The sequence below is a fragment of the Streptomyces sp. A0958 genome (genome assembly GCF_004795035.1).
Lineage (GTDB): Bacteria > Actinomycetota > Actinomycetes > Streptomycetales > Streptomycetaceae > Streptomyces.
Map to the genome: position 1 here is coordinate 133,005 of NZ_SSBK01000014.1, position 10,770 is coordinate 143,774.

Genomic DNA, 10,770 nt, shown 5'->3' on the forward strand with positions numbered 1-10,770 from the left:
GGGGGCGCACGCGGCGGGCCGGGCGCCCCGTAATACCCTCGGCTCATGCTTGACGCCCTGACGATCGCGGTCGGTGTGGCCGCCCTCGCCCTCGCCGCCTGGTGCGGATTCGCCGCCTACCGGGACCAGCCCACCAAGGACTGGCACTTCATGGGCATGGCCGTGGTCTCGCTGCTGGCCCTGGCGCAGCTGGTGGTGGGGATCGTGCAGCTGGCCCGCGGCGAGCGACCGGAGCAGGGCATGGCCATCTTCATCGCGTATCTGGCCGGGGCCTTCCTCGCCGTGCCGGCGGCGGGGTTCCTGTCGCTGAGCGAGCGGACCCGGTGGGGTTCGGTGACGGTGGCGGCGGGCGCGGTCGTTCTGGCCGTCCTCGAAGTACGGCTCTACGACATCTGGGGAAGCTGACCGTGACCGACACCGACACCGACCGCACCCCGGCGACGGCCGCCGGCGAGAAGCGGCCCTTCGACCTCGGCACCGGACCGGGCCGCGTCCTGGTCTGGTTCTACGGCGTGTTCACCGTGGCGGCGGCCTCCCGCTCGATCGTCCAGATCATCCTGGACTTCGGCCGCGCGCCGCTCGCCTATCTACTCTCGGCCGTCGCCGCGATCGTCTACGGCTTCATCACGTACTCGCTGGTGCGCGGCGGCGAGAGGGCCCGCCGCACAGCGCTGGTGTGCTGTGCCGCGGAGCTGGTCGGGGTGCTGATCGTGGGGACGTGGACGCTGGTGGAGCCGTCCGCGTTCGCCGACGCCACCGTCTGGTCGTACTGCGGCCGGGACTACCTGTTCATCCCGGTGATCCTGCCGGTCACCGGGATGATGTGGCTGCGCCGCGCCCGGACCGCGTAACGGCGGGGCGCGGCACGCGTACGTACCGCTAGGGCCTGTCTTCAAACTGCCGTCGTCGCCCGAAGGGCGGCCGGGCGGCGTCAGGTGCGTGCTCTCGGCGTGCCGGCCCCAGGCCTCTGTACTGGACGTACCGGGGTCTGGGACCGGTGCGGCGAGAGTGCGTGCATGGCGTCGCCCGGCAGACGGCAGTTTGAAGACAGGCCCTAGGCGCTGGCCACGTAGGCGGTGGGCGCCGGTGCCTCCTTCTCCAGCAGGATCATCATGACCCCGTCGTCGCCGGTGGCGTTGCCCACGGCGGCGTAACCCGCCCGCCGGTAGAGCCGCAGGTTGCTCTCGCTGCGGTGGCCGGTGTGCAGCCGGAAGCGGGTGGCCGCGCGCTCGGCGGCGAGGCCCGCCTCCGCCGCCCGCAGCAGCCGGGCGCCGAGGCCGTGGCCGCGCAGCCGGGGGTGGACGCAGAGCTTGCCGATCCGGCCGGTGCCCTCCGGGTCCGTCGATCCCCGCACCGAGCCGACGGTCTCGTCGCCGAGCCGCGCCACGTACACCAGGTTCTCCGCGATCTCGGCGCGCACCGAGTCGAGGGTCTGGACGAGCGGGTCGATGCGGTAATTGCCGTACAGCTCCGCCTCGCTCTGGAAACAGAGGTACTGAAGCTTCAGAATCTCTTCGGCGTCCTGTGCGCCCGCCGCCGAGATGATCACGCTCATGCCCATGTGCGCATGCCTCCCGCTCACCTGATCCGCCGGTTGTCTACCGCTCCTTTCCCCGCAGTTCAGGAGCTACAACCTCCGCCGCGAGCATTCTGCGCAGACATCCAAGGCAACGGGAACGCATGGGGCCCAAACTCCCCTGTGACATACCCAACTCCCCTGCGATTTGCCGGTAGGTGGGATCGGTGGGCGCGAACATCGCGTCCAGTAAACGGGCGCAGCCGGCGGGCAGGCGGTTCATGGCGGTGCGCAGCATCCTGCGCTGGTCGGCGCCGAGGGCGGCGCGTTCCGGGCCGCCGGCCGGGTCGGGGACGCGGTCGTCGCGGTAGGGGTGTTCGTGCCGGGCGGTGCGGCGGGCCCTGCGGGCCTCGGCCCGTACGGTGTCGCGCACCCAGCGGGCGGGGTCGGTGGGCGGCCCCTGGTGCGCCGGCCGTTCCAGGAGCCGTACCCAGACGGTCTGTTCGAGGTCGGCGGGGTCGATGGCGGCCCCGGTCGTGGACGCGGCGCCTTCCGCCCTCGCCTCGGCCCTGACCAGCGGGTACAGGGTGCGGACGAGGGCGAGGTGGCCGTGGGCGGGCGGCGCCTGGGGAAGGTCGACACGGGTCATGGCCCCAGCCGACGCCCTTGGCGGGGCGCCGGCTGCCGAACGGGGTGATCACCACCCGACCGGGGCCTCGGCGGCCGGGTGCTGACGCCGGGTCCGGCGCCGGCGCCCCGAACGCTCCGCTACTTCTTGGCGAAGTCCGCCGCCGCGAGCAGGGCCGTGTCCGGGTTGTCGGAGAAGATCCCGTCGATCCCGGTCGCGAAGTACGCGGCGAGGGCGCCGAACGCGTCGCCGTACGCGTTGGGGTCCGTACCGCGCCGGAAGTCGGCGGGCAGGAAGGTGTTCTCGTTGCGCATGGTGTACGGGTGCAGGACCAGGCCCTGCGCGTGTGCGTCCCGCACCAGGGTGGTGGGCCTTGCGAGCCGGCCGGAGCCGTCCTTGGGGATGATCAGGTCCAGGGTGGGGCCGATGCCCTGCGCGAACGAGGCCATCCACTTAAGACCGGCGGGCTTCACCAGGTCGTCGGTGGTGCGCGGGTCGCCGGACACCACGAAGTCCCAGGGTTTCGTTCCCGCGTCCGAGAGCAGGACGACGCGCGGGGTGGCCACGAGCTTCGACAGCCGCTGGATGCTGCCGGGTTCGAAGGACTGGAGGATCAGCGGCGACTGGGCGCGGTGCCGGTCGTAGCGGCGCAGCAGTCTGGCGAGCGGCTCCTCCAGGCCGAGGCCGAGGCCGCGGAAGTAGGTGGGGTGCTTGGTCTCGACGTACAGCCAGACCGGCTTGGAGCGGCGCCGGCCCTCGCGGTCGGCCCAGCGCAGGACCTCCTCGAAGGTGGGGATCTCCCAGCGGCCGTCGTAGAGGGTGTTCTTCTGGCGGTTGGCCGGGATGCGCTCCTTGGCGCGCAGCCTCTTCAGTTCGGCGAGGGTGAAGTCCTCGGTGAACCAGCCGGTGAGGGGCGCGCCGTCGATGGTCTTCGTCGTCCTGCGGTTCGCGAACTCGGGGTGCGCGGAGACATCGGTGGTGGCGGTGATGTCGTTCTCGTGACGGCAGACGAGGTGGCCGTCACGGGTGGGCACGAGGTCCTGCTCGATGATGTGCGCGCCCATGTCGAGCGCGAGCTGGTAGGACCCCAGCGTGTGTTCGGGGCGGTAGCCGCTGGTGCCCCGGTGGCCGATGACCGTCGGGACCGACAGGTCGAGGCGGTGGCCGCCGCCGTGCCGGCCGGACGCGCCGGCCGCCTGCGCCGTTGCGGTGACGCCCAGGGCGGCGGTCGTGAGCACCGCCGCCCCCGCCCCGATGACGGTCCGTCGTCCCGGCTCGGCCTGCGCACGCTCTGTCATGAATGCTCCTCGCATGTGATGTACGGCACCTGTCGGGCGAGGATCGAGCGTAGGCAGCGGTACGGTCATGGCGGCGGCACCTGGACGAACATGACGTAAACACGTGTCGACACGGCGTATCCGCCGTGTGAACCCGATGTGCGATCAGCGAGTACCCGCGAGTATCGTCCTCACCTGCATGGACCCTCTCAATCCGTCGCCTCGGCCGGCCCGGCCACTACACCGGAGGAAGCGTTGTCCCGACTCGCACTCATCAAGGCAGTGCTCGGACCGATCCTGCGCCTGATGTTCCGGCCGCGGGTGGAGGGCATCGAGAACATCCCGGGTACCGGGCCGGTGATCCTGGCGGGCAACCACCTGACGTTCATCGACTCGATGATCCTTCCGGTCTGCTGCGACCGTCCGGTGTACTTCATCGGCAAGGACGAGTACGTCACGGGCAAGGGGTTCAAGGGCCGGCTGATGGCCTGGTTCTTCACCGGCGTGGGCATGATCCCGGTGGACCGCGACGGCGGGCGCGGCGGGGTCGCCGCTCTGATGACGGGCCGCCGGGTGCTGGAGGAGGGCAAGGCCTTCGCGATCTACCCGGAGGGCACCCGCTCCCCCGACGGCAGGCTCTACCGGGGCCGTACGGGCATCGCGCGGCTGACGCTGATGACGGGTGCGCCGGTGGTGCCGTTCGCGATGATCGGCACGGACAAGCTCCAGCCGGGCGGCTCGGGTCTGCCCCGGCCGGGCAAGGTCACGGTGCGCTTCGGTGAGCCGATGGAGTTCTCGCGCTACGAGGGCATGGACCGCGACCGCTATGTGCTGCGGGCGGTGACGGACTCCGTGATGGCCGAGGTGATGCGGCTGTCCGGCCAGGAGTACGTCGACATGTATGCGACGAAGGCCAAGGCGGCCTGACCCCGCCCGGCGTACGACAGGGCCCGTCCCCCCCGGCTGGGGGGACGGGCCCTGTCGTCTCTCCGGATCGGATCACCCATCCGGCTTCCGGATCGGATCACCCGTCCGGCCGCTGCCCGGACGGGTGGCCCCGGGCGCTACTCGTGCACGATGCCCTCCTCCAGCTCCTGCCCGCGCAGCAAGAACCAGGCGGCTGCCGCCGTCGCCAGGAGGACGGCGGCGCCCACGCCCGCGGCGAGCCGCAGCCCGTCGACGAAGGCGTCCTGGGCGGCGGCGACCAGTTCGGCCGCCTGTGGCTTCGGCAGCAGGTGCGAGGACTCCACGGCGCCGCCGAGCGATTCGTGGGCGGCCGAGGAGACGGCGGGCGGGGTGCCGGCGGGGGCGTTGAAGTTCTGGTAGGCGCCGGTCACGATGGAGCCGAGCAGGGCGATGCCGAGGGCGGCGCCGAGTTCGTACGCCGTCTCGGAGACCGCGGAGGCCGAGCCCGCGTGCTCCTTGGGGACGCTGGAGAGGATCACGTCGGAGGTCACGGTGAACGCGAAGCCCGCGCCCACGCCGACGATCAGGAGCAGCGCGCCGATCAGCGGGTAGGCCGTGTCCCGGTGGACGGCTGCGACCGCGGCCAGCGCCACGCCGATCGCGCCGAGCCCGCCGGCCACCACCGACCGTACGGAGTAGCGCCGTGCGACCGTGCCGGCCAGCAGGCCCGCGGTGACCGCGCCGGCGGCCGCGGGCAGTTCGGCGAGCCCCGCCTCCAGCGGCCCGCGCCCCTGGACCAGTTGCAGGAACTGGGAGAGGAAGAAGACCAGGCCGGACAGGCCGAGGATGGTCAGCAGGTCGGCGAGGACCGCGCCGGAGAAGCCCCGGTGGTGGAAGAGGCGCATGTCGAGCAGGGGTGCGGGGAGCCGGAACTGCCGGCGTACGAACCAGACGAGCGCCAGCAGCCCGGCGACGCCCACCAGCGCGACCGTCCAGCTGCCGCCGTGCGCGGCCAGCTCCTTGACGGCGTAGACGACCGCGAACATGCCGACCAGGGAGAGCCCCACGCTCGGCAGGTCCCAGGGTCCGGGCGCCGGGTTCTTCGACTCGGGGATCATCTTGATCCCGACCGCGACCAGCACCGCCATCACCGGCAGGTTGATCAGGAAGACCGAGCCCCACCAGAAGTGCTCCAGGAGGAACCCGCCGACCACGGGCCCGACGGCGGCGCCGGCCGAGGCCATCGCACCCCAGATGCCGATGGCGAGGCTGCGCTCGCGGGGGTCGTGGAAGAGGTTGCGGATCAGGGCGAGGGTGGACGGCATCAGGGTGGCGCCGGCGACGCCGAGCAGGGCCCGCGCCACGATCATCATCTCGGGCGTGTGCGCGTAGGCGTTGAGCACCGAGACCGCGCCGAAGGCGGTGGCGCCGCACAGCAGCAGCTTCTTGCGGCCGATGCGGTCGCCGAGGCTGCCCATGGAGACCAGGAGTCCGGCGATGACGAAGGAGTAGACGTCACCGATCCAGAGCAGCTGGGTGCCGGTCGGTTCCAGGTCCTCGCTGAGGAACGGGGTCGCGAGGCCGAGCACGGTGGCGTCGACGGCCACCAGCAGGACGGCGAGGACCAGCACGGCCAGCGCGATCCACCGTCCGGGGCGGTGCGTCTCGGGGGCGGGCTCCGGGCGCTGTTCGACGCTGCTCATTGCTCCACGCTCCGGCGTGCGCCGCCGAGCAGCAACTCGGCGATCATGTACGGGAAGTCCCGCGCGGCCACCCGGCCCGCCTGAACGGCCCATGCCCCGGTGCCGATGAGCCCGTAGAGGGCTTCGGTCAGCCAGGCGGGGGTCAGGTCGATGCGGAACTCGCCGCGCTCCTGCCCGCGCCGGAAGAAGGCGGCGACGCGGGCGTCCAGCCGTTCCCAGCCGGCGTTCTGGTCGTCGCCCTCGAAGAGCTGATTCTCGGTCACCAGGAAGGACAGCAGCCCGGCGCTCGGCTCGACGGCGACGACGAACCGGCGCAGCGCCTCCTCGGACGTGCCCTCGTCCATCGCCGCGGCGTCGAGCGCCGCGCCGAACTCCTGGATGCCGAGTTCCTCCAGCGCCCTGACCAGGGCGTCCCGGCCGGCGAAGTGCCGGTGCAGGGTGGCGCGGCCGATACCGGCCGCCTTGGCGACCTCGTCCATGGTGGCGGTGGGTCTACGGGACAGCAGGGCGGCGGCGCTGCGCAGCACCTGCTCACGATCAACAATCACGAGACGACATTAAACCATTTGAGACACGATCGTCTCAGCGGGAAAGTCCTCGTCCCTGCCGTCGTGCGCGGAGACCATGGCGCAGTACGTGGTCGCGTACGCGGCCGGGCGGCCGTTCGCGCGGATCGACGACGAGATCACCGACCGGAACCGGGAGTGGGTCGCCGCCCGGCGGGCGGCCGGGGACAGCCCGTTGCGGTGGATCGACCCCGCCGTCGGGCTGGTGCGCACCGACTTCGACGCCCTGGCCGCCTGGGCGGAAGGCCGCGGAAGCGACGGCTGAACGCCTCCCCCGGCCGGCCCGGGAGGCGTCAGCTCCACGGGAGCGACGCGCGGTGGCGCCAGTAGGCCTCCGGCTCCTCCACCAGGGCGTCCAGCCGGGCCCGCCGTTCCTCGTCCAGGCCGAGGACAGCCGCGTGGAGGTTGCCGGAGAGCTGGCCGACGGTGGCCGCGCCGGAGAGCACGACACCGGCCCAGGGCTCGTGCAGCACCAGGGCCAGCGCGACCGCGTCGCTGCCGAGCCCTTCCTCGTCGGCGATCTCCCGCACCACGGCGGGCGCCTGGGTGCCCGCGAGCCGGCCGTTGGCCATGGCCTCTTTGACGATGACGGTGAGCCCTGCGGCGTGGGCGTCGGCGAGCGCCGGTCCCGCCGAGGTCTCCAGCGCGTTGTAGGTGGCCTGGACCGTGCGGAAGAGGGGTGCGCCGTCGACCGTGACGGCGAGGGCGGCACGGATCGCCTCGGCCTGGGCGGGGCCGCTGGTGGACAGGCCCACGCTGACCCCCTCGGCGGCCAGTTCGGCGAGGCGGGCGTGCAGTTCCTTGTCGGTGAGCGCCGGGCTGTCGGGGGTCACCGAGTGGATCTGGTAGAGGTCGAGCCGGTCACCGAGGAGTGCGGCACTCTCGGCGCGCTGGCGTTCGAACGCGGCGAGGGAGTGGTCCTTGACCTCGTGCGCCTCGGCGTCGACGCTCCAGTCGGCGGTATAGGCATAACCCCACTTGCTGCCGATGACGACGTCGTCCACCTCCGGACGCGCCGTCAGCCAGTCGGCGAGGAACTCCTCGGCGCGGCCGTAGGAGCGGGCCGCGTCGAAGTAGCGGACGCCCTGCGCGTAGGCGGCGTCGAGGAGTTCGCGCGTACGGTCGCGCAGGGCGTCGGGCGAGCGGTCTCCGGGCAGGTCGCGGTCGCGGTGGAGGTTGATGTAGCCGGGCCTGCCGACGGCGGCCAGGCCGAGCCCGATGTGGGCGGTCGGGGTGGTCGCTGCGGAAAGTCGGGCGAACGGCATCGCGGGCTCCTCGTCGTCGGCAGGAAACGCGCCTACCCTCCAACGTAGCCCGCGATGCCTTTCCGGCTACTTACCCGCGTCCGCCCAGGCGTGCTGCACGGCGAGGTCCGCCTTGACCTCGGCGAGCTGGACGGCGACGGCCGAGGGAGCCGTGCCGCCCCGGCCGCTGCGGGAGGCGAGCGCACCGGCCACGTCGAGGACGGAGCGGACCTCCGGGGTGAGGTGCTCGGAGATCTTCGTGAACTGCTCGTCGGTCAGCTCGTCCAGCTCGATGCCGTGGTGCTCGCACTCCTTGACGCACTCGCCCGCGACCTCGTGGGCCACGCGGAAGGGCACGCCCTTCTTGACCAGCCACTCGGCGATGTCGGTGGCGAGCGAGAAACCGGCCGGGGCCAGCTCCTCCATGCGCGCGCGGTTGACGGTGAGCGTCGCCATCATGCCGGTGAAGGCCGGGAGCAGGACCTCCAGCTGGTCGCATGAGTCGAAGACCGGCTCCTTGTCCTCCTGGAGGTCGCGGTTGTACGCGAGCGGCAGGGCCTTGAGCGTGGCCATCAGCCCGGTCAGGTTGCCGATGAGCCGTCCCGACTTGCCCCGGGCCAGTTCGGCGATGTCGGGGTTCTTCTTCTGCGGCATGATCGAGGAGCCGGTGGAGAAGGCGTCGTGCAGGGTGACGAAGGAGAACTCCTTCGTGTTCCAGATGATGATCTCCTCGGCGATCCGGGAGAGGTTGACGCCGATCATCGCGGTGACGAAGGCGAACTCGGCCACGAAGTCCCGGGACGCCGTGCCGTCGATGGAGTTGCCCACCGAGCCGCGTTCGAATCCGAGGTCGGCGGCGACCGCCTCCGGGTCCAGGCCGAGCGAGGAGCCGGCGAGCGCGCCGGAGCCGTACGGGGAGACGGCGGTCCGCTCGTCCCACTGCCGCAGCCGCTCCGCGTCCCGGGACAGGGACTGGACGTGGGCCAGGACGTGGTGGGCGAAGAGCACCGGCTGCGCGTGCTGGAGGTGCGTACGGCCGGGCATGGCCACGTCCGGGTGCGCCTCGGCGAGGCCGACCAGGGCGTCCTGGAGGTCGGCGACCAGGCCGCCGATGGTGCGGGCGTGGTCGCGCAGGTACATCCGGAAGAGCGTGGCGATCTGGTCGTTCCGGGACCGGCCGGCGCGCAGCTTGCCGCCGAGGTCGGGGCCGAGCCGTTCCAGCAGGCCGCGCTCCAGAGCGGTGTGGACGTCCTCGTCGGCGATGGTGCCGGTGAAGGAGCCGTCGGCCACGTCCGCCTCCAGCTGGTCGAGGCCCCCGATCATCCGGGTCAGCTCGTCCTCGGTGAGCAGGCCCGCCTTGTTGAGGACGCGGGCGTGGGCGCGGGAGCCGGCGATGTCGTACGGCGCGAGCCGCCAGTCGAAGTGGACGGACGCGGACAGCCGGGCCAGCGCCTCGGCCGGGCCGTCGGCGAAGCGGGCGCCCCAGAGACGTACGTCGCCGTTGCCGTTGCCGTTGCTCACTGCGTGCTCCTCGGAAGTGCCACGATCACTGATAGGCATAACTATGCAGAGCTATGCATGGTTTGTCAAAGCTGGTTGCCAGTGGGGCGCACAATCGGAGCCGTTCTCGGGGCGCCCGGGCGGCGAGCGTCCTAAAGTCCGTGGCATGCGAAGACTTATGACAACCGCCGCCGTCCTGCTGGCCCTCGGCACCGTGGTCGGGGCCGGGCGGCCCCCTCTGGCCACGGCCCCGCTGCCGGTGCGGCTGGCCGACACGGGCGGCGGCACCCAGCTGATCACGGCCGTCGCGGACGGCACCTCGTCCACCACGGGCACGCTCACCTGGTGGGACCTGAGCGGCGGGCAGTGGGTGGCGGCCGGTACGGCCACGGCACGGTTCGGGTCCAAGGGCCTGACCGAGGGCGCCTCGCGCACACAGGGCACCTGGACGACGCCCACCGGTCTGTACGACCTGCCGTACGCCTTCGGGGTCAAGGCGGCGCCGGCCGGGACGCGCTACCCGTACCGGCAGGCCAACAGCGCCTCGTGGTGGTGCGAGGACAACGAGGCGCGGGACTACAACCGGTGGGTGGAGCCGCTGCCCGCCGACTGCCGGGCCGCCGAGTCCGAACAGCTGACCGCGTACCCCACGCAGTACGCGCGGGCGCTCGTGGTCGGCTTCAACTACGACAAACCGGTACGCGGCCGGGGCGCCGGGATCTTCCTGCACGTCAACGGAAGCGGGGCGACCGCCGGTTGCGTCTCCGTACCGGCGGACGCCATGGACCGCATCCTGGCCTGGGCCGATCCGGCCCGCGCACCCCACATCGCGATCGGCACCGTCTCGGGCACCACCGCGATCACGCGCTACTGACGGCCGGCGCGGCCGTCAGCGCTCGTTCTGCGCGAGCCGCAGCAGATGGTCGGCGAGCGCCTGCCCGCCGGCCGGGTCGCGGCTGATCAGCATCAGCGTGTCGTCGCCCGCGATGGTGCCGAGGATGTCGTGCAGTTCGGCCTGGTCGATGGCCGAGGCGAGGAACTGCGCCGCGCCCGGCGGTGTGCGCAGCACCACCAGGTTGGCCGAGGCCTCCGCCGAGATGAGGAGTTCGGCGGAGAGCCGCCGCATCCGCTCCTCCTTGGCGGAGCCGCCCAGCGGTGCCTGCGGGGTGCGGAACCCGCCCTCGCTCGGCACCGCGTAGATCAGCTCGCCCCCGGTGTTGCGGATCTTCACCGCGCCCAGCTCGTCCAGGTCGCGGGAGAGCGTCGCCTGGGTGACGCTCAGCCCGTCGTCCGCGAGGAGCTTGGCCAGCTGGCTCTGCGAGCGCACCGGCTGCCGGTTGAGGATGTCCACGATCCGGCGGTGGCGCGCCGTGCGGGTCTGCGGCACGGACGGCCCGCCGAACTCGGATTCCTGCGCCTCGGTCATCGTC

Annotated in this window: 13 protein-coding genes; 5 read left to right on the forward strand and 8 right to left on the reverse strand. The window is 72.1% G+C overall.

The features are described 5' to 3' along the window. The first annotated feature begins 45 nt into the window (after positions 1 to 45). Both E6P78_RS16735 and E6P78_RS16740 read left to right on the forward strand, forming a co-directional pair. Complete coding sequence (locus tag E6P78_RS16735; RefSeq protein WP_136204388.1) at positions 46 to 405, forward strand: hypothetical protein; 360 nt, start codon at positions 46 to 48, stop codon at positions 403 to 405. A gap of 2 nt (positions 406 to 407) precedes the next feature. Beyond that, the gene (locus tag E6P78_RS16740; RefSeq protein ID WP_136204389.1) at positions 408 to 851 is read left to right on the forward strand and encodes a hypothetical protein; all 444 of its coding nucleotides are present in this window, start codon (positions 408 to 410) and stop codon (positions 849 to 851) included. Between the two features lie 203 nt (positions 852 to 1,054). Here the strand turns inward: E6P78_RS16740 and E6P78_RS16750 are convergent, their stop codons facing one another. The 3 genes from E6P78_RS16750 to E6P78_RS16760 form a co-directional block, all read right to left on the reverse strand. Further along, a complete protein-coding gene (locus E6P78_RS16750; protein ID WP_136204390.1) occupies positions 1,055 to 1,561 on the reverse strand; it encodes a GNAT family N-acetyltransferase in 507 nt (168 codons plus the stop codon). A 37-nt stretch (positions 1,562 to 1,598) separates the two neighbouring features. Next, complete coding sequence (locus E6P78_RS16755) at positions 1,599 to 2,165, reverse strand: sigma-70 family RNA polymerase sigma factor (protein ID WP_136204391.1); 567 nt, start codon at positions 2,163 to 2,165, stop codon at positions 1,599 to 1,601. A 119-nt stretch (positions 2,166 to 2,284) separates the two neighbouring features. After that, a complete protein-coding gene (locus tag E6P78_RS16760; RefSeq protein ID WP_136204392.1) occupies positions 2,285 to 3,442 on the reverse strand; it encodes a glycerophosphodiester phosphodiesterase in 1,158 nt (385 codons plus the stop codon). Between the two features lie 234 nt (positions 3,443 to 3,676). Between E6P78_RS16760 and E6P78_RS16765 the strand changes: the two genes are divergently transcribed. Beyond that, positions 3,677 to 4,348 carry a lysophospholipid acyltransferase family protein gene (locus tag E6P78_RS16765; RefSeq protein ID WP_136204393.1) on the forward strand — a complete coding sequence of 224 codons (672 nt, stop codon included), beginning with the start codon at positions 3,677 to 3,679 and terminating at the stop codon, positions 4,346 to 4,348. A gap of 137 nt (positions 4,349 to 4,485) precedes the next feature. Here E6P78_RS16765 and E6P78_RS16770 read toward each other — a convergent pair whose 3' ends face one another. Both E6P78_RS16770 and E6P78_RS16775 read right to left on the reverse strand, forming a co-directional pair. Next, the gene (locus E6P78_RS16770; RefSeq protein WP_136204394.1) at positions 4,486 to 6,030 is read right to left on the reverse strand and encodes an MFS transporter; all 1,545 of its coding nucleotides are present in this window, start codon (positions 6,028 to 6,030) and stop codon (positions 4,486 to 4,488) included. Then, on the reverse strand, positions 6,027 to 6,578 hold the full coding sequence (locus E6P78_RS16775; protein WP_240799232.1) for a TetR/AcrR family transcriptional regulator: 552 nt from the start codon (positions 6,576 to 6,578) through the stop codon (positions 6,027 to 6,029). Before E6P78_RS16775 ends, E6P78_RS16770 begins: the two co-directional genes overlap by 4 nt. 76 nt (positions 6,579 to 6,654) lie before the next feature. Between E6P78_RS16775 and E6P78_RS16780 the strand changes: the two genes are divergently transcribed. Then, a complete protein-coding gene (locus E6P78_RS16780) occupies positions 6,655 to 6,861 on the forward strand; it encodes a hypothetical protein (protein ID WP_206307824.1) in 207 nt (68 codons plus the stop codon). Between the two features lie 28 nt (positions 6,862 to 6,889). Here E6P78_RS16780 and E6P78_RS16785 read toward each other — a convergent pair whose 3' ends face one another. Together E6P78_RS16785 and argH are read right to left on the reverse strand one after the other, a co-directional pair. Then, positions 6,890 to 7,861, reverse strand: coding sequence for an aldo/keto reductase (locus tag E6P78_RS16785; protein WP_136204395.1), 972 nt, complete (start codon positions 7,859 to 7,861; stop codon positions 6,890 to 6,892). Between the two features lie 66 nt (positions 7,862 to 7,927). After that, the gene (gene argH, locus E6P78_RS16790) at positions 7,928 to 9,361 is read right to left on the reverse strand and encodes an argininosuccinate lyase (RefSeq protein WP_240799233.1); all 1,434 of its coding nucleotides are present in this window, start codon (positions 9,359 to 9,361) and stop codon (positions 7,928 to 7,930) included. Between the two features lie 145 nt (positions 9,362 to 9,506). Between argH and E6P78_RS16795 the strand changes: the two genes are divergently transcribed. Next, positions 9,507 to 10,214 carry a L,D-transpeptidase family protein gene (locus E6P78_RS16795; protein WP_168712634.1) on the forward strand — a complete coding sequence of 236 codons (708 nt, stop codon included), beginning with the start codon at positions 9,507 to 9,509 and terminating at the stop codon, positions 10,212 to 10,214. Between the two features lie 15 nt (positions 10,215 to 10,229). Here E6P78_RS16795 and E6P78_RS16800 read toward each other — a convergent pair whose 3' ends face one another. After that, positions 10,230 to 10,766, reverse strand: a complete 537-nt coding sequence (locus E6P78_RS16800; RefSeq protein WP_136204397.1) for an arginine repressor — start codon at positions 10,764 to 10,766, stop codon at positions 10,230 to 10,232. Positions 10,767 to 10,770 lie beyond the last annotated feature (4 nt).

Bases quoted from the DNA above. Each gene is read 5' to 3' on its own strand.
- E6P78_RS16735 (WP_136204388.1), top strand. From the start codon at position 46: ATGCTTGACGCCCTGACGATCGCGGTCGGTGTGGCCGCCCTCGCCCTC.
- E6P78_RS16750 (WP_136204390.1), bottom strand. From the start codon at position 1,561: ATGGGCATGAGCGTGATCATCTCGGCGGCGGGCGCACAGGACGCCGAA.
- E6P78_RS16755 (WP_136204391.1), bottom strand. From the start codon at position 2,165: ATGACCCGTGTCGACCTTCCCCAGGCGCCGCCCGCCCACGGCCACCTC.
- E6P78_RS16760 (WP_136204392.1), bottom strand. From the start codon at position 3,442: ATGACAGAGCGTGCGCAGGCCGAGCCGGGACGACGGACCGTCATCGGG.
- E6P78_RS16770 (WP_136204394.1), bottom strand. From the start codon at position 6,030: ATGAGCAGCGTCGAACAGCGCCCGGAGCCCGCCCCCGAGACGCACCGC.
- E6P78_RS16780 (WP_206307824.1), top strand. From the start codon at position 6,655: ATGGCGCAGTACGTGGTCGCGTACGCGGCCGGGCGGCCGTTCGCGCGG.
- E6P78_RS16785 (WP_136204395.1), bottom strand. From the start codon at position 7,861: ATGCCGTTCGCCCGACTTTCCGCAGCGACCACCCCGACCGCCCACATC.
- E6P78_RS16795 (WP_168712634.1), top strand. From the start codon at position 9,507: ATGCGAAGACTTATGACAACCGCCGCCGTCCTGCTGGCCCTCGGCACC.
- E6P78_RS16800 (WP_136204397.1), bottom strand. From the start codon at position 10,766: ATGACCGAGGCGCAGGAATCCGAGTTCGGCGGGCCGTCCGTGCCGCAG.